The sequence below is a fragment of the Pantoea sp. S61 genome, assembly GCF_016625145.1.
Classification (GTDB): domain Bacteria; phylum Pseudomonadota; class Gammaproteobacteria; order Enterobacterales; family Enterobacteriaceae; genus Pantoea; species Pantoea rwandensis_B.
On record NZ_JACVUO010000014.1, the window covers coordinates 26,641 to 48,902 of the forward strand.

Sequence of the window (22,262 nt, forward strand, 5' to 3'; positions counted from 1 at the left end):
ATGGATGAGCTCCTTTCCTTTTACTGACTGGTGGATTATCGATGGATTTGATGCAATCAGGCGCTCCAACTCGCCGTTACTCTAAGCTCAGCGTCTTCTGTGCGGGCATCGCTTTATTTCATTGTTCACAAATCATGGCTGCCAGTGATGCGCTCACCTCGGCCAGCCGAATCACCTCCGCAGGCTTGGCGCAACAGCAGCAGGATCTGCCGTCATTAACCGGTGAAGTGGCCGAACCCGCATTGGCTCACGTCCCGGATTCACTCACCATCAACCAGGCCGTACAGCGTGCCATTCAGTGGCATCCGGATATCGCGCAGGCGGTGGGCAAAATGCTGGAACAGGCCAACCAGGTGGATGTGGCGAAAGCCAAATATTATCCGCAAATCAGTGGCGGGATGAACAACGGCTATAGCAATGCCTATACCGAAAAGGGGTTCAGCCCATCGTTTGTGTTATCGGTTTCGCAGATGTTGTATGACTTTGGCAAAGTCAGCAGCTCGGTGCGATCCGCTGAAGCCGGCGTGGCGATGGAACAAGCCAACGTGCTGGTGAGTATTGATACAGTGGCACATGACACGGCTTCCGCGCTGGTGGAAGTGCAGGGCTATCAGCAACTCGTCAAGATTGCCCAGCAGCAGCTCGATGCACTGAGCAAAATTGGCGATCTGGCCCGTCAGCGAAATGATGAAGGCGCGGCTTCGCTCTCCGATGCCACGCAAACGGATGCGCGTATTGAAGGTGCGCGCACCACGCTGATTCAGTATCAGGCCAACCTCGATCGCTGGCGTGCCACGCTGGCGACCTATCTCGGTTGGCCGCTGGTGAAGAAAGTGAATGAGGATTTTCCGGTGAACCTGACGCGCTCCTGCTCGGTGGGTAAAGCAGATGACAAACTCAACCCGGCGGTGCTGTCGGCATGGGCACAGGCCAATCAGGCACAGGCAAAACTGGATAATGCTAACGCGCAGAACCTGCCAACGATTTCGCTGGAACCCCAGGTGACGCACTACCTCAACAATCATTACTCCGGCAGCGAAACGCTCGATCGCACTCAGTATCAGGCGTTCGTCAAAGTGGAGATGCCGATCTATCAGGGAGGCGGGATCACTGCCGCGCGTGACGCCGCTGCCAACGCCTTGCAAGCCGCCAACGCGGCCGTCAATTCCGCGCGCCTGAAAGCACGGCAGCAACTCAGTGAATCGCAAAGTGCAGCCCTTAGCTTGTCGCAAAGTCTGGCGATTATGGGGCGGCAACAGACGCTGGGTGAGAAAACCCAGCAGCTCTATCAGGATCAGTATTTGCAACTCGGCACCCGTCCGCTGCTGGACGTGCTTAACGCCGAGCAGGAAGTGTTCCAGACCCGTTTCACCCTGCAGCAAACCATCAGTCAATTACGATCGTTGCAACTCGACTGCTTATACAGCACCGGGCATATCCGATCGGCGTTCGCGTTGAATAATCAGCGGATCCAGAATGTGGAGATCCAGCCATGACCCAGTTACAAATTCCCGATGCCCCGAACGGTGATACCAGCAGTGGTGCCGACGGGCACGTTCCGTTAAATGGATGGGCGACGGCGATCATCCAGATCGCCACCCATTATCGTCTGCCCTGTTCTCCGGGCATGATCATGGCCGCCGCCGAATGGCAGGGTAAACAGACGCGCGACAAAGCGCTGCGCCATTTAGCGCGCCAGGCGGGGTTATCGCTCCAGCTGTACGAAGAGAACAAGTGGGAAATCACCAGCTGGCGTTTGCCACTGGCGGTAGAACTGGCCGACGGGCAGGTCGGTGTCATCACCAACTTCGATGGTGAAGATGAAGTGCGTGTGCACTTTTCGGGAGATGAGCAACCGGCGCCCGTTGCGCTGGAAACGCTGCTGCCGGAGATTCGTTTTGCCGCCGCATTACGTCCGGTCACCGCTGCCAAAGACAGCCGCGTCGATCGCTATCTGGCAACGGTCAAGCCGGATTGGCTGCGGCGTTTGGTGCTGCACGACCTGCGGCCTTATGGCCACGTGATGCTGGGATCCTTCCTGCTCAACCTGCTGGCGATGGTTGGCATTATCTTCTCGATGCAGGTGTATGACCGCGTGATTCCGGCGCAATCTTATCCCACGCTGTATGTCCTCTATATCGGGGTGATTATCTCCGTGGTGTTCACCTACGTCCTGCGTGTCGGGCGCGATCATGTCACTGACCTGCTGGGTAAACGTGCCGATATGCGTGTTTCGGATCGCGTGTTTGGTCATGCGCTGCGGCTGCGTAATAGTGCGGTGCCGCGTTCCACCGGTACTTTTATCTCGCAGCTGCGCGAGCTGGAATCGATCCGCGAAATGGTGACCTCAACCACCGTTTCCGCCATTGTTGATATGCCGTTCTTCCTGCTGTTTATGCTGGTGATGGCGATCATTGCGCCACAGCTGGCGTGGATTGCGCCGATTGCGGTGATCCTGATGGTGTTGCCCGGCATTCTCAGCCAGAAGAAGTTGTCAAAGCTGGCGCAGCAAAACCTGAAGGAATCGACGCTGCGAAATGCGGTACTGGTGGAGAGCGTGCAGGGGCTGGAGGACATCAAGCTGATGCAGGCGGAAGACCGTTTCCTGCAACAGTGGAACAGCTACATTCGCATTACGGCGCAATCCGGTGTGGAGATGCGCAAAGTGATGCATTCGCTGATCAGCTGGGGTGTCACGGTGCAGGGGTTGGTGTATGCCAGCGTGATCGTGGTCGGTGCGCCGATGGTGATCAACGGCGATATCACCACCGGTGCGATTGTTGCGGCTTCGCTGCTCTCTTCGCGCATGATTGCCCCCATGGCGACGTTGTGTGGTGTGCTGGCTCGCTGGCAGCAGGTGAAAGCCGCCAAAGGCAGTCTGGATGCATTAATGAATCTGCCGGTGGAGAACAGTAAAGACGAGACGCGTATCCATTGTCCGGTGCTGTTTGGTCATTATCAGTTCAATGATGCGATGTTTCGTTACTACACCGATTCACTCACCATCGCGCTGCGTATCAAAAGCCTAACCATCAAGCCGGGTGAGAGAATTGCCGTGCTGGGTCGCAACGGTTCGGGCAAATCGACCTTGTTGCAGGCGATGATTGGCGGCATGGATCTGGTGGGCGGCGAGCTGCGTCTGGATAACCTCAGTTTGCCACATATTGATGTCTCGGATGTGCGGCGCAACGTGGGTTTGATGACGCAAAACGCACGCCTGTTCCACGGCACGCTGCGTGAAAACCTCACCATGGGCGCGGCCCACGCGACTGACGATGCCATCTTCGGTGCATTAACGGTCAGCGGCGGGGCGGATTTCATTCGTCGTTTGCCACTCGGTCTCGATCATCCGGTGATGGAAGGCGGGATAGGCTTATCGGGCGGTCAGCGCCAGTCAGTGCTACTGGCTCGCATGCTGTTGCGCGATCCCAACATTATCCTGCTGGATGAACCTACGGCGGCGCTGGATGATCATACCGAGAAGGAGTTCATCGAACGTCTGGGCGCGTGGCTGAATGGCCGCACGCTGATCGTGGCGACGCACCGTGCGGCGATCCTTGCACTGGTGGATCGCGTGCTGGTGCTGAAAGATGGGCAACTGGTGATGGACAGCCCGAAAGAGAATGCGTTGCCGCCACCGCGTGCCGGCGGTAATCCACCGGAGGTGCGCCCATGATGAAGCAACTTTCCGGCAAACTGCGGCTGGTCACCGCGGCAGAAGTCGATTCCTCTGACGACCTGTTGGGGGAGCTGAAATCTGAGACCCACTACACCGGTGCGGTCAGGCTGATCACCATCAGCGCCGCGTTGATCCTGATATCGCTGGTGTGGGCCTGGTTCGGCACGCTGGATGAAGTCTCAACCGGCACGGGTAAAGTGATCCCGAGTTCGCGTGACCAGGTGCTGCAATCCTTAGAAGGTGGGATCCTCACCGAGCTGTATGTGCACGAAGGCGATCGGGTGAAGGCGGGGCAGGTGGTGGCGCGTCTGGATCCCACGCGCTCGCAATCCAGCGTCGGTGAAAGTGCGGCGCGTTATCGTGCGGCACTGGCAGCGGCCTCGCGCCTGAGAGCCGAGGTCAACGACGATCCCCTTACGTTCCCCAATGAGCTCAAAGCTTATCCTGATTTGATTGCCTCTGAGACGCGGTTGTACAAAACCAAACGCGCTCAGCTTGCTGACTCGACGAAGCAGTTCAACGAGTCGCTGGCGTTGGCGAACAAGGAATTGGCGATCACACAAAAGCTGGCCAAAACCGGTGCCGCCAGTAGCGTCGAAGTGCTGCGTTTGCAGCGTGATAAATCAGATCTGGAGCTAAAACTCACCGACATGCGCTCGCAATACTATGTGCAGGCGCGTGAGGAGTTGGCAAAAGCCAGTGCCGAAGCGGACAGCCTGGCTGAGGTGATCAAAGGGCGCGAAGATACGGTGACGCGCCTGACCATCCGTTCACCGATGAACGGCATCGTGAAAAACATCAAAGTCTCCACCGTTGGCGGAGTGATTCCTCCCAACGGTGAACTGATGAACATCGTGCCGTTAAACGACCGGTTGCTGATTGAGGCGCGCCTGTCACCGCGTGATATTGCCTTTATCCATCCCGGCCAGCGTGCGGTGGTGAAGATCTCGGCCTATGACTACGCGATTTATGGTGGGATGAACGGCGTGGTGGAAAGCATTTCACCGGATACCATCCAGGATGAGGTGAAGCCGGAGATTTACTACTATCGCGTGTTTATCCGCACTGATAACGACTACGTGCAGAACAAAGCCGGTAAGCGCTACTCGATCAGTCCGGGGATGGTTTCTACGGTCGATATCAAGACTGGCGAGAAGACCATCATGGATTATCTGGTGAAACCGTTTAATAAAGCCAAAGAGGCGATGCGCGAACGTTAATCGCATATCGTGCATGTTTAAAAGCCGCCGCTGAGGAGTCAACGGCGGCTTTTTTGTGTCTGCAAGGTACATTACTTAAGTTTGGCTAATATTTGGTGGCAGGATTAATGCATTGAATAAAGCGTAATACAGCCCTCTTTTACAAAGCATTAGCAGTAATCTTTTACCTCATTTTTTGCAGGTATTGATGACAGAAAAACAAGACCGGTCTTAGGGCTTTTCTGCTTTTTTATTGATTTAATTAGTTGAAGTAGCAATTGCTGGAAGCTTTTTGATATTTTTAGAAACCTTTAGTGCAATTTAGTGTAATGTTTCGCCTCGTTAACTTATTCGACCATTAACTTGCTTAAAACAGGTGCTTTATACCAATTGTATTTGTTTTTAATGCAAGGATAGTCTGTTGAATGTCAGGCTTTAAATAGAGGTTTACTGACAAAAATTGTGCGGGCTAGTGCCATGTATTACAAAGCGTATCGAATTTCCACCTCTTGCTTATTTCAGGTTTCTCCGTGAGTAATGCAATGCGAAAAAATAAAAAGCGCTAACCTCCTGACTCGTTAAATGTCCGCTTACGCTCGCGCTTTGACTCGCCTTACGGTGTGATTGCCCGGTCTGGTTTTAAGTAAATTAGGATAGAAGTTTTAATGTAATGAGTGCGTCATGAATCCACCTGTCTGGAAGCATGCCGATGGCATTTGCTCCATGACTTCATGCAAAAGAACTTAATCCAAAACCTTCGTGCCGACTCAATGTCAGCGCTCAAAGAGTTCCGCATTGAAGTTTTTTGGGCGTTGCCTGGCGTGAGTAACCCATTAGCAACAAATAAATTACCGAATAATACGGGTTAGCTGTCTGCCAGAGGATATAGGCAGGAAAACATGGCGAACATCTCTTCAAGCGGATCAATTCCGTGCGGTAGCTATGGATATACAGCAACGTATAAGCCTATTTCTGCATTTCAAGCCATTCCTGCTCTGGTAATACCTCGCAATAGTTTGGCAAATAATCTCCGTTGGGTGCCTTCAGCGGCTATTTCGCCTTCCAGAATTTAAATTGTTGGAAAACTGATCTATGAACAACGTCACTCGTCTTCTGGTGATTTCATTCGCCCTCATCTTGAGTGGATGCGCATATTCACCGAAGCAGGTTAAGGCATCAAGGCCGCTTGTTAATCAGGCTGCGACACCCGGTCTCCAGGCTATGCCAAACAATCTGCAGCAATCCCTGAATATCCTGCAGCAGGGTGCCACGCTAAACGCCAACAGCCATACCTATACGCTGGGGCAGCGTTATGTCTCTGCTTTGGGGCAGGAATGTATCGAATTAGTGCGTAACCGCAACGACAACCGGTCGCAGCTCGGCGTGACCTGTAAAAACGACGAGACATGGTATCAGGTACCGCAACTTGAGCAGGCTTCTGCCAGCGACCTCCTTGTCGTGCAATAAATTTAAAGAGAAATGTTGTGAAGATAACGAAATTTCGGCCATTGAGTGCCATCTTACTGCTGATTTGCACCTCTTGCGCTGCGCTGGCCGCACCGACGAAAGAAGAGGCGCAAGCCTTCGGCATGAATAGTCCGGCAGATACTGGCGATGGTCGAATGCACTTGGGCGGCCAACAGGCAATGAGCGGACAGGCGAATACCACCTCCACGACCGGGACTTTTACGCAACAAAACCGGCAGGGAATGCTACTGCCGGGTGAGAGTGATGTACGTAAATTATTGCCGCAGTCTGAATCTGGTCTGCCTCCCCCTTACGGCGCCAACTTGTTTGCCGGCGGCTATGAAACCGAACGCAGTGACGGGCTGAACGATAATTATCTGATCTCACCCGGCGATAAGATCAACATTTGGATCTGGGGCGCAGTCAATTTCTCAAACGTGGTAACCGTTGATAATCAGGGAAATATTTTCATTCCTGACGTTGGGCCGATTAATGTCCACAACGTGACCGCCAGTAAAGTGAATGCACTTGTCACCAGTCATATCAGCGAAGTATTTACTAATAACGTCAATGTCTATGTCAATTTACTGACGGCGACGCCAGTGAGTGTATTTGTTTCTGGTCCGGTCATCCGTCCGGGTCAATATGCCGGACAATCTTCTGATAGCGTGCTCTATTTTCTGAAGCGCGCAGGCGGCATTGATTCCGACCGTGGTAGCTATCGCCATATTAAGGTACTGCGCCAAAATCGCGTCATTCAGGAAATTGACCTGTATGAATTTATGCAGCAGGGCAGGATGCCAAAGCTGTCGCTGAAAGATCAGGACGTGATTCTGGTCGAGTCGCAGGGTCCGATGATCAGTGTGGCCGGTAAAGTACGTAATCCGTTTCGCTTCGAATTAAAGAACAGCAGCGCGCTGGGCTCTGAACTGGTGTCATTTGCCTTGCCCCTTGCCAAGGTGAGTCACGTTGGGGTGATTGGCGATCGTCCAAACGGTCCGTTCTCGGTGTATATGCCGTACAGAGATTTTGACCGCATCCAGTTAAAAGACGGCGACAAAGTGCTGTTCAATGATGATATGCATGCGCAGGTTTACGATGTGCAAATTATCGGCAGTTACCGCGGGCCATCTTACTTCACCGTACGTAAAGAGACGCGTCTTCACGATCTGTTAAATCACATCCCTATTGATCCGAACATGGCGGATTATGGCTCGATCTACATCATGCGTAAGAGCGTGGCGGCACGGCAGAAAGAGATGCTGGAAGATTCACTCAACCGCCTTGAGCGCAGTGTGTTTACCGCACCCGCCAACTCTGACGGTGAAGCCTCTATTCGTACTAAAGAAGCTGAGCTTGTCATGCAGTTTGTGGAGAAAGCGCGTAAGGTCCAGCCACTGGGTAAAGTGGTGGTGTCTGATAAGGGCGTGATTGCCAATATCATGCTGGAACAAGGCGACCAGATTGTGATCCCGTACAAAACCGACCTGATTCAGGTGGGTGGCGAAGTGATGATGCCGCAAGCGGTGGTGTACAACGAAGGCGCCAGGCTTGACGACTATGTTGCCTGGGCGGGTGGTTTCACCGACCGTGCGAATGACAAGCGTATTGCTGTGGTGCATGCCAACGGTCTGATGGAGTTCCAGGACGCTGGTAGCGTGATGCCGGGCGATCAGATTCTCGTTATGCCGAAAGTGGACAGCAAAATGATGCAGTCCATCAAGGACATTACTCAGGTCATCTATCAGGTTGCTGTAGCGGCCAACGTGGTCCTCAGATAAAACTAACTTCGGGCTCGCTTGAGGTGAGCCCCTCCTGTGATATCGGCTTTCCTATGTTTAAACCCATTCTTAACCAAACGCCTCGCAGTCCATTTCAGGTCCTTCGCGATGTGACGTTTGGCCTGCTTATTCGTGAACTGAAAACCAGATTTGGTAGTTATCGGCTGGGGTATGCCTGGGCGCTGATAGATCCGTTACTGATGATTAGCGCATTTAGCCTGATATTTGGTATGCGCGGACATAGCGGTTTTGGCGGTGCGCCAGCACCGTTGTTTATTACTGCCAGTTATTTGCCCTTTCTTTTTTTTAGAAATGTGGTGAGTAAACTGCAATCGGCAGTCAATGCCAATATGGGGCTGTTCTGTTATAGGCAGGTAACGCCTTTTGCTACGTTTGTGGCTCGCTTTATCCTGGAAGCCATTATTGGGCTGGTAGTTGGTTGTGTGCTTGTATTGGGATTACTTTGGCTTGGTTTCGATGCAATTCCTAACGATCCCTTACAAGTTGTTTTTATTTATTTCTTGTTGATGATCTTATCATTTTCATTAGGTGTTATTTTTTGCATCTTAATTAATTTATTTAAAGAAACAGATAAATTCCTCAACCTTATAATGATGCCATTAATGTTTATTTCATGCGTAATGTACCCACTGGCAACGGTACCTGTCCAGTTCCAACACTGGTTTATATGGAATCCATTGGTGCATGCCGTCGAATTAATGCGAACTGGTTGGATAGCAGGTTATGTAAGCCCTGATGTTAGTTGGAGCTATTTAGCAAGTTTGACATTGGTCTTACTAACGTTTGCGATGAGCTGTTATCGCCTAAGCCATCGCAGATTGATTGCTAGCTAAAGCTAAATAAACATGATTATTCTTGATAACGTTTCGAAATATTATCCCACTAAGTTTGGCCGTAATTATGTGCTGCGTGATGTAAACGTAACGCTGCCACGAGATCGTAATATAGGTATTCTAGGTGCCAATGGGGCGGGGAAATCAACCCTTCTGCGTCTGCTGGGTGGGATGGATATGCCCAGCAGGGGTAAGGTCACTCGTCAATGTCGTGTTTCCTGGCCATTAGCGCTTAATGGTGGTTTTCAGGGTAGCATGACTGGACGGGAAAATACCCGATTTGTCTGTCGCATTCATGGAGTACGTGATACGCAAGCCATTGAAGAGTGGGTGAAGGAATTCTCGGAAATTGGTCAGCATTTTGAACTGCCGATTAAAGCTTACTCCAGTGGTATGAAATCAAAATTCTCATTTGCCGTTAGTATGGCATTCGATTTTGATATCTATCTGACCGATGAAATTACTTCTGTGGGTGATGCTCGCTTTAAGCAGAAATGTATTGATACGTTCACGCAAAAGCGCGAGACCGCTAGTTTAATCATGGTTTCGCATGATATGAAAAATTTACGCCAACAATGCGATATGGGTATTCTACTGCGTAATAGCAAGCTAGAAATATTCGAAAATATCGACGATGCCATCCGTATTTATCAGAGCCTGTAACAAGCCTAAAACAATGACTCAGCCAATTCACCCCCACAAACCTTCAAGTTTGATGCGCAAGCTGCGCAAATTAAAAACCAAACCTAAACATTTTATTGTCGACTCCAGTGGCTATCGCCTGACTCATCGCTCCTGGAAAAAAAGCCATAGACTTGGTGGATTTCAGTGGGTAGTCGCCTGTTTTGTTATTGCCACAATCTACTTTGGGTTTATTGCATCGGATCGTTATGTAAGCCGGGCAGATATAGTGGTTAAGCAAGCAGACCAAATTAAGATGCTACCTGATGCTTTGTCGATGCTAGGGCTTGGTGGTAGTAATCACGAAGATGTGCTGTTAATCCAGGACTATCTGAAATCAGCAGACCTCCTCGATAAATTAGATAAAGAATTGGCACTTAAAGTACACTACCAAAACCACAAGGTAGACTTTTTTTCTCGTCTTCCGAACGACGTTAGCCGAGAACAATTTCTAAAATATTATCGTGATCACCTCTCATTGCATCTGGATGATTTATCCGGAGTACTCACTATTGAGCTACAAGCCTTTGACCCTGCCTACGGTCAGCGAGTGGTCAATCAGATGCTTAAGGAATCTGAGGGCTTCATCAACAGGCTGGGGCATCAGGTAGCCCTGGAACAACTTACTTTTATTGAGAAAGAAGTTGATCGTTCCTATCAGCGTCTGCAAAGCGAGAAAGCGAAAGTTCTGGAGTTCCAAAACACCCATCATCTAATCAGCCCAGAATCATCCAGTACTGCCCGCATGGGCGTGGTTAGCCAGATAGAAGCCCAGCTGGCTCAACAGCAGGCTCAGTTAAAACAACTGCAAAGCTATATGAAAGAAAGCGCACCTTCAGTTGTATCTGTGCAGGCAAGGGTCGATGCCTTAACTCAGCAATTGGCTCAGGAGAAATCCAAACTGACAGGTGTGGATAAAGATGCGATGAACGAAGTGATCGCCAGCTATATGGGTGTTGAAACACAGGCAACATTAGCTGCGGATCTCTACAAAACTGGCTTGATTAGTCTGGAGCAAGCCAGAATAGAGGCGTACCGCAAACTAAAACATCTGTTAATTATTAGCAAGCCGACGTTGGCAGAGGAAGCAGAGTATCCACGCCGGCTTTATAACCTGGCTACTATAGCGGTACTACTTTGTCTGCTATATGGCCTGATTGTAATGGGCTTGGCTACCTTACGAGAGCATCAGGACTGATTATATATTATGGACTAAGCTTCTATATTATCGACTGGGAAATTAATTTGGTTATTAAAGAGAATCCCAGACTTATATATCCTACTTATGAATCATTATGCTGAATACTTACAAGTGTTATGTATGACATTTGTGACTTTTTAAAATAAATTAATTTTTGAAATGCCAATAATTTTAAAACCATTATTATTATGAGTGAGGATGTCTGGTGAGCTTATATTTATATAGATCTTCAGAGGCTAAGTTAGAGCAGTGCAGATCGTTCCCCATACATTCACCTTCTGCGGAAGAACTAATGTCTCTGCTTCAATTAGCACCAGAGGATGATATATTCATATGGGAGTATGATTATCCATGGAGCGATGTTGGAAGTGAGGATGCTATCACAAAAGAAACATTAGAAAAATGGAATGAGAAACAACAGTATATTTTGTTATTAATTAACAAAACCAAAAGAAAATTTATTTTATTCAATAGAAGCGTTATCACACTGTCTTCAGTTATTAAACATATATCGAGCGGAGGGGAAAACAGAGAAATAAAAGACCTGCTAAGTGATAAACAAAAGGTAATAATAAGTCAATATTTAGGTTTTTTTTGGGTGTGGGGTAATAAATATTGGCGTACTTTAGAGCGTCTAGATGAAGTATCGCTTCTGCCAAATGGTATTAAGCCAATTAGAGAGAGTGCTTTTACAAACGGATCTGAAGATAAATTAATTTGCGCTGCTAATTTTTTGTCAGATGTAATAAATGAAGTCACAGCCCTGGAAGATAATATTAAGTTAAGATTCAATGAAATATCTACATTGACGCTGATGCTGCAAGAAAGTCAAAGCAAAGAAGAAAAAATCTTTTCAAGAAATAACAGTGTTAAAGTAAAAAATTCTCAATTAAATTTAAAAGAAAAAATTAAATTTGAGCATGTTGAAGATTTTGTTAATCTTAGTGAAAATCCAGATTTAAAAGAAATGGCTGAAATTGATTATCTAAAGGAACTTAGTAGGTTAAACGTTGAACTTGGTAAAAATAAAGCGTCACTGACGTGTAGATTCAATGAGTTAGCACTGATTACAAGATTGCTTGAAAAGGCAAATCGGGAAGTGTTAAAGCTTCAAGGGGAGATTTCAGCGGTTAATGATAGGCATGAAAAAATCAAAAATAGTTTTTCGTGGAAAGCAACAGCACCTATTCGCGCTTTATGTTATCCCGTAAAGATTAAAAAAGAAAAAAGTAATAATAAGCTAAATAATAAAATACAGTTAATTAGGAATTCAGTCTATTTCGATTCTGAGTGGTACTTGTTGCAGAATCCAGATGTTGAAAGCTCTGGGATTGATCCTGCTAAGCATTACTTATTATTTGGCGGTTTTGAAAATAGAGATCCATCATCAAGTTTTTCTAATGAAGTGTATTTTGAACTTCATCCGGACGTTAAGAAAAAAGGCGTTAATCCGCTTGAGCATTACATTGTTTTCGGTATTAAAGAAAACCGGAAAATAAAATATTAATGGGCAAGAAAATGAGTTATTCTAATTTATTAAATGAAGTATATTCCATTGGTTTAGTAGATCCAGTTTGGTATGCCATGGAATACCCTGATGTGATCCAAACGGGTATTAATCCTATTGAGCATTATATTAAATATGGCTTTTATCTCAAAAGGAAGCCATCAGAATCATTTGATGTTAATAAATATGGAAAAATTTCAAGTTTGACGATGTTGTGTGAAATGATAGCTAAAGAGAATAACGCGAGTCATTTAATTATTCAAAAAAACACTACACAGCCGAAGAATACTACAAAGACAAAGAATACGGCAAAGTCAAACAATAATACCCGCTTCCGGGGATGCTTTGATTCTTTGTCAACGACAGAGATGCGTGGTTGGGCAATAGATGAAAGCAATCCAGGGAAGCCCGTAAGCATTGATGTTCACGTTGATAATAATTTACTTATGCAAATCAAAACGGATAAAAACCGAGGCGATCTTACAAGGAAAGGACTTCCTGGACAGTGTGCAGGTTTCTTACTATCCTTCCAGGAAGGTATTTTAAAAAATGGCTCTGTTATTGATTTGAAGTTTTCTGGAACAACTCAATCACTTAATAATACCAATAAGACATATAATAGTGATTTTCTAAGAAATATCTACAATTCAAGATATATCGATTTTCTAAGATCAAAAAAAATAAGAAATATAACGGTCGTAGTTCCTGTTTATAATGCTTACGAAGCTGTTAGTGATTGTTTAAACTCTCTTGTTAAAACACTGAGTGATGAAGTACAAGTACTGATGATTGATGATTGATGATTGATGATTGATGATTGCAGTACTGATGGAAAAATACCAATTCTACTCAAAGAGTTTAAGGATAAACATGGTTTTATACATGTAACTAATAATTATAATCTAGGCTATACAAAAACAGTAAATAAAGCTATAAAACTAAGCGGTGAAAACGATGTTGTATTGCTTAATAGTGATACAGTTACTACGCATAGATGGTTAGATTCGCTTAAATACTTAGCTTATTCCAGAAGTCAGGTATCAACCGTTACAGCTCTTTCAGATAACTCCGGTGCCTTTTCTGTTCCTGATGTCGGGAAATTCAATGAAATAAAAGCTGGGTTGACTCAGGAAGAACATGCTCGTCTGATTACTCAAAACACCTTTGGCAACTCTATCTCAGTTCCTACTGGGAATGGTTTTTGCTTCTATATTAGAAGAGACTTCCTTAACATATTTGGTCTGTTTGACGAAGAAAAATACCCAATAGGTTACGGTGAGGAAAACGATTTATGCATGAGAGCTTTTCGTGCTGGTTGGCTTAATCTCATTTGCGATAAGTCCTTTGTTTATCACAAAAGAAGTCAGAGTTTTAAAGATGAAAAAATTAAGTTAATGGAGGCTGGAGCTAAACAACTTCGCTTTGATTATCCCGAGTATAAAAAATTGACATCAAGATTTCATGATGTCGAATTCAACCTATTGCGTTCAAACATCAGAGCTGCACTTGAAGAAGACCGTACTATATTGCCACGTGCATTATTTGTTATATCAACGACAACGGGAGGCACACTGCAAACCAATCAAGATCTAATGCGTGCAATATCAGACAAATATAGCTGCTATTTATTAAGGTGCGACAAGTCAAACATTTATTTATCAAGGATGATAGATGGTGAATTAGAAATAATTGAAGAGATGAAAATCAGCATTCCTATCAACGCTTTAGAACACCGTTCAGAGGAATACGATATTGTTGTTGCTGAAATGTTATATAAATACAGGATTGAGTTGTTACATATTAGACATATTGCCTGGCATAGTTTAAATCTCCCCTCTATATCAAAGTCAATGAACATCCCAGTCATTTATTCGATGCACGATTTTTATTCAATTTGTCCTACAGTTACGCTGAGTAATGAATCAGGGGAATACTGTACTGGGGCATGCAATAATAAGAATAAAGATTGCAAAGTAGCACTATGGGAAGATGGCGATATTATTAATTTAAAAAATAATTATGTGTATAGATGGCGTGAGCAATTTAGTGATTTCTTATCATATTGCGATGCTGTAATTACTACAGATAATTCCGCCAAAGAACAAATATGTAATATCTTCCCACAGTTGGAAAATAAGTTCGCTGTTATACCGCATGGCCAAGACTTCAGTTCAATGCACCCTGGGGAAGTACTTGATACTCACCCTAAAAAAATAAAAATCATTGTACCTGGAAATATTTCTTTAGCCAAAGGTGCATTGCTAATTAAAAAAATGATTGAAGAAGATACACAAAATGAATTTGAGTTCCATTTTTTAGGGAAAGTTGCATCCGAGTTAAGCGGATTGGGGGTTTACCATGGCCCTTATACTCGTGATGATGTTATTGATAAGATAAAAGAAATTAAGCCCCATATCGGTATAGTACTTTCTTTATGGCCTGAAACTTTCTGCCACACGCTCACTGAAATGTGGGCCGCAGGCGTTCCCGTTTTAGGTGTAGATTTGGGTGCCGTAGGTAATAGAATTAAGGAAACTGGGGCCGGCTGGCTAGTAAGCAGTGATATAAATTCTTATGATTGCAAAGAGTCGATAATTAATGCAGTTTCTGATAAAAAACTCTATAAAGAGAAAATTGATAATTTAAATATTTGGCAAAAAAGTGTTGGTTTGACTAATACAACTGATTGGATGAGCGAACAGTATATATTATTGTATGAGAGCCTTCATGTTTCTTGAAGGGATCTTGCTGAGTGTGTGTTTCTTTCACAAATATGTTGTGCGAAAAATTTTAGAGTAAGGTTTTTGCTCTGAAAGTTTTCATAATTCCAGAGGAAATGCCGTAGGACTTTTACCATGATTATTAAAACTTTAAAAAGGTTGATGGATGGTTAACGGCGTCGAGCCCCAAATGGGCGTTGAAGTGATTTTTGCAGAAGATATTGGGTACAATGCGATCACTATAAAAAATAATGGTTTCAGGAATAAAAAACCAAATGTTTTCAATGAACATCTTATCCCTGATAAAGTAAGACGTGCAATGTCAACTGGATGGGATTCCAATGAAATATTAGGTAAGGATATTAGAATAATCGAATTACATGACGTTATTGTAGGAGAGCAAGGCTTAGTTATAGATTCAAACTTTAGAGTAATAAAAGAGACTATAACGCAACATTCATCTCTTGAAATAGAAGGGTTTATAAACAGAGCTAGAAATTTCAATCACATAGAATATGTTCAGGGTAGTTTTATAAATCTTAGGAAAAGGGGAGAGCAAAATTACGGGCATTGGTTGATTGAGTGCCTTCCTAAGATCAATTACCTTTCTCATATTAATAAAGATTTAAAAGTGCTTGTGCCTGATGTTAGCAGTCAGATGAATCTCGTTATTGAGACATCGTTGAGAACGTCTTGTTCATCTCCAAATCTTATGATAATGAAGATGGGAAAAAGTGAGATCAAACGTTTCCAGAAACTTGTAATAATTGATGGCTTGACCCATCACGGCACTTATATGGCTCCGCAAGTAGTCCAGTTTAATAGTCAGTTGAGGGAAAGTGTCGCTGGAGCAGGACCGAAAAAAGTCCTATTATTAAGGGATTCTCCTCATAGACGTATTAGCAATATTGATCACCTGTCATCTTCTTTGAAAAAACTTGGTTTTTCAGCTATAACTCCAGGTAAGCTTAATCTAAAAGAACAAATATCTGCTCTGAAAAATGCTGATACTGTAATTGGTGTTATGGGGGCTGAAATGACTAATATTGTATATGCAGATAAATATGCGAATATACTTAATATTGCACCCGCATCAATGCCTGATACTTTTTTTCATTTTATTTCCGTTCATAAAGAACACTCCTATAATGAATATAGATGTGAAACTGAAGGTGTTGAGAAAAATAGAAATAATTCCATGAGTGTAGACGTGGGGCATATATGTGATATTGTAATGGGAATGTCTTTATAATATGTATTTTGTCTGTTTTTGAATTTATATTAGGCTGTGGTGATTTAATCATTTTTAATGAGAGTTAGACGTGGTTGGCATTGTCAGTTAGTGGCTGAATTTTGCAGTGATTGGTCATTGATGTCATGATGAGTTTCTTTGCATTATGTAATCTGAAGCTGAAATATTATGTGGGGTGTTTTATGTGTTTTGGAATCATCATTTATAAATCCCCTTCAATAAATTTCATTTGAAGTTTATCTCTGTTCTCTAGAATGTTCTGGTTTTAAATGAAGTACGCCCAAGCACCTGCCAAGATTAGGGTTGTTAATGATCGCGCTGAATTTACCTTGAATTATGAATTTGGGGTTTGATTTTTGCTTTGCAATGGAATGTGTTTTAATTGCAGTTTTAATGATGTTCTTTGTTGTTTTGTTTTTTTTATTCTTGGAACTTTAATTAAAGTGGCTTAACGCATTTAACTTATTCGTTGTTGAGGTACGGGTTTGAATTACTACCTTTTATTACCATCGGTTAACGATTTTTATGAGTGATTATTATGAAGATAGCTATAACTGGAACTGGTTATGTCGGCCTATCAAATGCCATACTATTATCTCAGTGTCATCAAGTCATCGCTCTTGATGTAATGCTCGAAAAAGTTAATAAAATCAACAATCATCAGTCGCCCATTGTAGACAATGAAATTGAAGACTACTTAGCCAATAAGCCTCTTAATCTTAGTGCAACAATCGATAAAGTCGAAGCCTATAAAGATGCTGAGTTTGTCATTATCGCAACACCAACTGACTACGACCCAAAGACTAACTACTTCAACACCAGCACTGTAGAAGCCGTTATTAGGGACGTAATCAGCATTAACCCGCTAGCAATCATGATCATCAAGTCCACCATTCCAGTGGGCTTTACCGAGCGAATGCGACAGGAATTTGGCACAGATAATATAATCTTTTCACCTGAATTTCTTCGTGAAGGGCGTGCCCTCTATGACAACCTTTATCCCTCACGAATCGTCGTAGGTGAATGCAGTGAGCGTGCGCAGCGTTTCGCCGACCTGCTTAAAGAAGGTGCCATCAAGAAAGATGTTGAGGTGTTGCTTACTGGAAGCACCGAAGCTGAAGCTATCAAGTTGTTCGCCAATACCTATCTCGCCATGCGCGTTGCGTATTTCAATGAGCTAGATACCTATGCTCAGTCGCATGGGCTAGATAGTCGACAGATTATTGAAGGTATTGGTCTGGATCCACGTATAGGCACGCATTATAACAATCCTTCGTTTGGCTATGGTGGCTACTGTCTGCCTAAAGACACTAAGCAGTTGTTAGCAAACTATCAGGAAGTGCCTAGTAATCTGATACGCGCTATTGTCGATGCGAATACCACCCGTAAGGATTTTATTGCTGACAGTGTGATTAGTCGCCAGCCTAAGGTTGTGGGCATCCATCGTTTGGTCATGAAAGCGGGTTCCGATAACTTCCGTTCATCCGCTATTCAGGCGGTCATGAAGCGGATTAAAGCCAAAGGGATCGAGGTCGTCGTCTTTGAACCAACAATCAAAGAAGATACCTTCTTTAATTCTCGGGTTATCCGAGATATCGGAGAATTCAAAGCGATTAGTGATGTTATTCTCTGTAACCGAATGGCAAATGAATTAGCCAATGTAGCGGATAAAGTTTATACCCGCGATCTCTTTGGTTCAGATTGAGATACGCCAATAAATAATCATACCCCTCATTATTGATAGTTCTTTCAGACGACAACTTTATCTGTAATTTGACCGAGAGTGCATTTTGAAATTATTAGTTGCTGCAATTGTTAAAAACGAAGTAGATGCCCTTTTGGAGTGGGTTGCATACCACAGAGTTGTAGGGGTAAGCGGATTCATTATTGCGGATAACGGTAGTAATGATGGTTCCCGTGCTTTGCTCGACGGGCTTAAAAGGCTCGGGATTGCAACGGTACTCGACTTTCCAACTGTTGATGGAAAAAAGCCGCAGTTACCCGCTTACGAGCGTATTCTACGTAGTTGCGACACTGACAGTGATTTGCTGGCATTTATTGATGCCGATGAATTTTTGGTGTCGCTCAATCCTGAGCAAAGTTTAATAACTAGTCTGAAAGAATGGTTTAACGAACCTTCAGTTAGTGCTGTTGCCCTTAACTGGGCAAACTTTGGTTCAAGCGGTGAGTTGTTCGCTGAAGAGGGATTGGTAACAGAGCGCTTTACCCAACGTGCCCCTCAGCAATTCAATGCCAATAAAAATTTTAAGAGTATTGTCAGATCCAACTGCGTCAATCACTTTAGTAATCCACATCATGCCGATCTGCGTTTTGGCCGCTATATCGATACGCAGGGCAATGATTTGGTCTTACACCCAAAACATGGCAATGGCGTCAGTGCCGAAGTTATCTGGAGCGGTGTGCGGGTCAACCATTACGCAGTCAAATCGCTGGAAGAGTTCTTACTCGGTAAACACCTGCGCGGCAGCGCTGCCACGACCAACCGTGTAAAACATAAAGCCTATTTCAACGCCCATGACCGCAATGACGAAACCTGTCTATTGGCCGCCGCTCTAGCCCCTAAAGTCAAAGCAGAGATGGCAGCAATACAAGCGCAATTGGATGCATTGCCAGAACCAGAACTAGAGAGCCCGCCGAAGAGCGACTCCTGGTTGGCGTCCCGAGTTAAAAAGCTCATCGGCTAATCGACGTATTTTCATTCTCTGACAGGAGTCAGAAGCGGGCCTTCCCACTTCATGGCTGTAAACCCTCTATGCATAGCTATCACCACTGGCACCCTCTGGCACTGCCAGACACCACCTTATTACGCGCGGGCTGGTTCCTGATTCAGGGCACACTGCATGCGCGTTATCCTCGGGGAGAAACCCGGCTGCGCTGGCAGTGCGGCCAGGAGACCTGGCATGAGCAAATCCTGCCGGTCACGCGTCGCGGTACTCTGCTGGAGCTGGTCTGGTTACCGGTGGGGGCCACCGAAGTGGGGCTGCTTGCCAGCAGCGAAGGGACGGAATATCAGTTGAGTATTGTCCGCTTTGCGCAGGTTTCAGCGGGCAACAGTCTCATGCGCCGTTTACGCCGGGTGTGGCATTTCTATCAGCGCCTGGACGCGCAAAAGCGCAAGCGCCTGGGGTTGTCTTGGCATCTGTGGTTTACCGACTTACAGCAGGCTTACCAGCTGGTCGGCAAGATCCGTGACGACAGGCCACTACACGCCTATGAACACTGGCTGGCTAATTTCGATACCGTGCAACCTGGTGAGCGCCGCCTGATTGACCGTCTGCTGGCCCGCTGGGGCAATCTGCCCCATGTATGTCTGCATCTGGTGAAGGGGGGCGACGAGGCGTCACGGCAACGTACCCTCACCAGCATCGCGGCGCTATGTTACCCGACAACACATATCACTGTGCTGGAACAACCTCCAGCCGCGCACAGGCCAGTGGGAGAGTGGCAATGGGCGATTCCTGTGGGCGCTGAACTGGCACCGGCTGCGCTGGTGTGGCTGGCTTATCAGCTCCGCCAAACACCCAATGCACAATGGATTTACGGCGATCACGATTTGTTGGACGGCAAAGGCAAACGCCACTCGCCAGACTTCAAGCCTGACTGGAATGAAACCTTGCTGCAAAGCCAAAACTATATTGGCTGGTGTGGGTTATGGCGGGAGCAGGGAGATAAATCCATCCCTCAGGATGGAGCTGAAAGTTATCGTGGGTGGTTCCAGTTGGCTCGCCAGCTTGCGCCACAAGAGATTGCACACATTCCGGCCTTGTTGATGCACGTGCCGGACACATTGCCGATGCAAGATAGCTATGAATCACTGGCAGCTATGCTGCAAGATTTGCCCGTCGGCGTAACGCTGGAGTCAGCGCCACACGGGATTTGCCGCTGGCGCTGGCCGTTGCCAGCTGAACTGCCGCGGGTGTCGGTGATTATTCCCACTCGCAACGGGCTGGCACATCTCAGACCTTGTATTGGAAGCCTGGTGCAACACACCTGCTACCCAAATGTTGAAATAATGGTAATGGATAACCAGAGTGATGACCCTGAAACACTGGCCTATTTTGCTCATATCAGCAAAGAGTACGGTGTGCAGGTCATCTCCTGGGACCATCCGTTTAACTACTCGGCGATCAACAACGCCGGGGTGCGTGAGGCCACGGGTGAGTTTATCTGCCTGTTGAATGACGATACAGAAGTGATCAACCCACTGTGGCTGGATGAGATGGTTTCTCACCTGCTGCGACCGGGCGTAGGGATTGTAGGGGCTCGACTCTATTACGGTGATGGTCGGGTTCAGCATGCGGGGGATGCGGTTGGGCCGGGGGGCTGTGCCGATCATTTCCACAGTGGCCTGGCCGCCGACGAGCCCGGTTACCAGCGCAGGGCGGTGAGCGCGCAGGAATTGTCCGCTGTGACCGCGGCCTGTTTGCTTACCCCTCGGGAACTCTATTTGTCTCTCAACGGCTTAGATGAAGTGAACCTGCCAGTGGCCTTTAACGACGTGGATTACTGTCTGCGGGTGGGGGAGGCTGGGTGGCGCATCGTCTGGACGCCTTTTGCTGAGCTATACCACCATGAGTCGGTATCTCGAGGCAAAGATGTGACGCCGGAACAACTGGCACGCTCGCGGGGTGAACTGCGCTATATGAAAAAACGCTGGGCCAGGCGGCTCAAACACGATCCTGCATACAATCCTAACCTGAGCTACGATCGACCCGATTTCTCCCTAAGCCATACTCCTAATGTGGTACTGCCATGGACGAGTTAATCAGAAAGGCGCTGTTTAAACCCTATCTGAAGTTGAATAAGCAAAGCAGCGGGACAGAGTGCCGCACATTACTGATTTTGCATGAGGGTAATTCACCGACGCTGGCCTATTTTGAAGCCGCCATCAGAAGCCGTTTTTCCGGCGCACAATGTCAGCTAGTGGATACCTTAACCACACCCACTATCGAAGTGGATAACGGAACCGCTATTGTAGTCATCCGCTTTATTTCTGCTCCGTGGCAGCGTGAAATCGCCCGCAATATGGATGACCTCTCACAGGTGGTCTATTTCATGGATGACGATTTGCTGGATCCATCGGCTTTGACGGCGTTGCCTAAAGGTTATCGGACTAAAATTATTCGTCGTTCTGCAGCCCAGCACCGCTGGATCACCTCGCATTGCGACAGTATCTGGGTATCGACGTCGTATCTGGCGAGGAAATATGCGCACCTCAATCCCGATGTAGTGCCTGCTAAGCCCACGCCACAGTTGCTTGCTGTAAAGCAGCCCGTAAAAATCGCTTATCACGGTTCAAGCTCGCATCAGGCCGAGAAGTATTGGTTGCGCGAGGTAGTGGCAGGCGTATTGGCGCAGTGTCCACAAGCCAGCTTCGAAATATTTGGTGAGCACGAGGTTTATAAACTCTATCGCGATTTACCACGCGTAACGGTATTGCATCCGATGAGTTGGCAAAACTATCTGGATTATACGCAGCACCACCGAATCGATATTGGTCTGGCACCTTTACTGGAGTCGGCATTCAATAGGGCGCGCGGTCCAGTCAAATTTTATGATTTCATTCGTATGGGAGCTGTAGGGGTTTATAGCAATTGCGCGCCCTATAGTGATTTTATTGAACAGAATATTAATGGTGTATTGCTGAGTAACGATCCACAAAAATGGATTGAGGCAATATCGCTGTTGGTCAATTCCGATCAAAAACGCCTAACGCTGGCGAATAATGCGAAAGAATATACGGACTCGTTATTGTATTAACACCCAACGCGTCGGCAAATAAAACACTCTAATTTAAAGCCGGCCATGTATTCACATGCGCCTGCCGCTAACACACGGTCAAAACGCAGAGCAAAGACCGTTTTCTGGTGACCATTTCATCCACATTGAAAGTAAAAATT

General features: G+C 46.1%; 16 protein-coding genes. All 16 read left to right on the forward strand.

Going from position 1 to position 22,262, the window contains the following annotated elements; translation table 11 throughout:
• The first annotated feature begins 41 nt into the window (after window positions 1–41).
• The 16 genes from IAE30_RS21770 (at window position 42) to IAE30_RS21845 (ending at window position 22,122) form a co-directional block, all read left to right on the forward strand.
• Complete coding sequence (locus tag IAE30_RS21770; RefSeq protein ID WP_045814691.1) at window positions 42–1,496, forward strand: TolC family outer membrane protein; 1,455 nt, start codon at window positions 42–44, stop codon at window positions 1,494–1,496.
• Window positions 1,493–3,676: a type I secretion system permease/ATPase gene (locus IAE30_RS21775; RefSeq protein ID WP_038644930.1), complete on the forward strand. Its 2,184-nt coding sequence runs from the start codon at window positions 1,493–1,495 to the stop codon at window positions 3,674–3,676. Before IAE30_RS21770 ends, IAE30_RS21775 begins: the two co-directional genes overlap by 4 nt.
• A complete protein-coding gene (locus IAE30_RS21780; protein ID WP_370585633.1) occupies window positions 3,676–4,899 on the forward strand; it encodes an HlyD family type I secretion periplasmic adaptor subunit in 1,224 nt (407 codons plus the stop codon). The genes IAE30_RS21775 and IAE30_RS21780 overlap by 1 nt, the downstream gene beginning before the upstream one ends.
• A gap of 1,200 nt (window positions 4,900–6,099) precedes the next feature.
• Window positions 6,100–6,345: a hypothetical protein gene (locus tag IAE30_RS21785; protein ID WP_234465266.1), complete on the forward strand. Its 246-nt coding sequence runs from the start codon at window positions 6,100–6,102 to the stop codon at window positions 6,343–6,345.
• 17 nt (window positions 6,346–6,362) lie between these two features.
• The gene (locus IAE30_RS21790) at window positions 6,363–8,126 is read left to right on the forward strand and encodes a polysaccharide biosynthesis/export family protein (RefSeq protein WP_200681005.1); all 1,764 of its coding nucleotides are present in this window, start codon (window positions 6,363–6,365) and stop codon (window positions 8,124–8,126) included.
• Window positions 8,127–8,179: 53 nt separating this feature from the next.
• Window positions 8,180–8,980, forward strand: a complete 801-nt coding sequence (locus tag IAE30_RS21795; RefSeq protein WP_200681006.1) for an ABC transporter permease — start codon at window positions 8,180–8,182, stop codon at window positions 8,978–8,980.
• Between the two features lie 12 nt (window positions 8,981–8,992).
• The gene (locus IAE30_RS21800) at window positions 8,993–9,643 is read left to right on the forward strand and encodes an ABC transporter ATP-binding protein (protein ID WP_038644936.1); all 651 of its coding nucleotides are present in this window, start codon (window positions 8,993–8,995) and stop codon (window positions 9,641–9,643) included.
• A gap of 13 nt (window positions 9,644–9,656) precedes the next feature.
• A complete protein-coding gene (locus IAE30_RS21805; RefSeq protein WP_200681007.1) occupies window positions 9,657–10,859 on the forward strand; it encodes a sugar transporter in 1,203 nt (400 codons plus the stop codon).
• A 295-nt stretch (window positions 10,860–11,154) separates the two neighbouring features.
• Window positions 11,155–12,369 carry a hypothetical protein gene (locus IAE30_RS21810; RefSeq protein ID WP_200681008.1) on the forward strand — a complete coding sequence of 405 codons (1,215 nt, stop codon included), beginning with the start codon at window positions 11,155–11,157 and terminating at the stop codon, window positions 12,367–12,369.
• Window positions 12,370–12,380: 11 nt separating this feature from the next.
• Window positions 12,381–13,169 (forward strand): glycosyltransferase family 2 protein, encoded by a 789-nt coding sequence (locus IAE30_RS21815; RefSeq protein WP_200681009.1) that lies wholly within the window; start codon window positions 12,381–12,383, stop codon window positions 13,167–13,169.
• Between the two features lie 6 nt (window positions 13,170–13,175).
• A complete protein-coding gene (locus tag IAE30_RS21820) occupies window positions 13,176–15,107 on the forward strand; it encodes a glycosyltransferase (RefSeq protein WP_234472842.1) in 1,932 nt (643 codons plus the stop codon).
• A 172-nt stretch (window positions 15,108–15,279) separates the two neighbouring features.
• Complete coding sequence (locus IAE30_RS21825; RefSeq protein WP_167540444.1) at window positions 15,280–16,341, forward strand: DUF563 domain-containing protein; 1,062 nt, start codon at window positions 15,280–15,282, stop codon at window positions 16,339–16,341.
• 538 nt (window positions 16,342–16,879) lie between these two features.
• The gene (locus IAE30_RS21830) at window positions 16,880–18,046 is read left to right on the forward strand and encodes a nucleotide sugar dehydrogenase (protein ID WP_038644947.1); all 1,167 of its coding nucleotides are present in this window, start codon (window positions 16,880–16,882) and stop codon (window positions 18,044–18,046) included.
• Window positions 18,047–18,131: 85 nt separating this feature from the next.
• Complete coding sequence (locus IAE30_RS21835) at window positions 18,132–19,046, forward strand: glycosyltransferase family 2 protein (RefSeq protein ID WP_200536741.1); 915 nt, start codon at window positions 18,132–18,134, stop codon at window positions 19,044–19,046.
• Window positions 19,047–19,114: 68 nt separating this feature from the next.
• Window positions 19,115–21,127, forward strand: a complete 2,013-nt coding sequence (locus tag IAE30_RS21840) for a glycosyltransferase (RefSeq protein ID WP_200681011.1) — start codon at window positions 19,115–19,117, stop codon at window positions 21,125–21,127.
• The gene (locus IAE30_RS21845; RefSeq protein WP_038644953.1) at window positions 21,115–22,122 is read left to right on the forward strand and encodes a glycosyl transferase group 1 family protein; all 1,008 of its coding nucleotides are present in this window, start codon (window positions 21,115–21,117) and stop codon (window positions 22,120–22,122) included. Before IAE30_RS21840 ends, IAE30_RS21845 begins: the two co-directional genes overlap by 13 nt.
• The last annotated feature ends 140 nt before the right edge of the window (window positions 22,123–22,262 follow it).

Excerpts from the sequence above, each read along its gene's own strand:
- IAE30_RS21770 (WP_045814691.1), top strand. The coding sequence starts at position 42 with ATGGATTTGATGCAATCAGGCGCTCCAACTCGCCGTTACTCTAAGCTC.
- IAE30_RS21800 (WP_038644936.1), top strand. The coding sequence starts at position 8,993 with ATGATTATTCTTGATAACGTTTCGAAATATTATCCCACTAAGTTTGGC.
- IAE30_RS21820 (WP_234472842.1), top strand. The coding sequence starts at position 13,176 with ATGATTGATGATTGCAGTACTGATGGAAAAATACCAATTCTACTCAAA.
- IAE30_RS21805 (WP_200681007.1), top strand. The coding sequence starts at position 9,657 with ATGACTCAGCCAATTCACCCCCACAAACCTTCAAGTTTGATGCGCAAG.
- IAE30_RS21845 (WP_038644953.1), top strand. The coding sequence starts at position 21,115 with ATGGACGAGTTAATCAGAAAGGCGCTGTTTAAACCCTATCTGAAGTTG.
- IAE30_RS21810 (WP_200681008.1), top strand. The coding sequence starts at position 11,155 with ATGTCTCTGCTTCAATTAGCACCAGAGGATGATATATTCATATGGGAG.
- IAE30_RS21775 (WP_038644930.1), top strand. The coding sequence starts at position 1,493 with ATGACCCAGTTACAAATTCCCGATGCCCCGAACGGTGATACCAGCAGT.
- IAE30_RS21795 (WP_200681006.1), top strand. The coding sequence starts at position 8,180 with ATGTTTAAACCCATTCTTAACCAAACGCCTCGCAGTCCATTTCAGGTC.
- IAE30_RS21815 (WP_200681009.1), top strand. The coding sequence starts at position 12,381 with ATGAGTTATTCTAATTTATTAAATGAAGTATATTCCATTGGTTTAGTA.
- IAE30_RS21785 (WP_234465266.1), top strand. The coding sequence starts at position 6,100 with ATGCCAAACAATCTGCAGCAATCCCTGAATATCCTGCAGCAGGGTGCC.
- IAE30_RS21840 (WP_200681011.1), top strand. The coding sequence starts at position 19,115 with ATGCATAGCTATCACCACTGGCACCCTCTGGCACTGCCAGACACCACC.
- IAE30_RS21830 (WP_038644947.1), top strand. The coding sequence starts at position 16,880 with ATGAAGATAGCTATAACTGGAACTGGTTATGTCGGCCTATCAAATGCC.
- IAE30_RS21825 (WP_167540444.1), top strand. The coding sequence starts at position 15,280 with ATGGGCGTTGAAGTGATTTTTGCAGAAGATATTGGGTACAATGCGATC.
- IAE30_RS21780 (WP_370585633.1), top strand. The coding sequence starts at position 3,676 with ATGAAGCAACTTTCCGGCAAACTGCGGCTGGTCACCGCGGCAGAAGTC.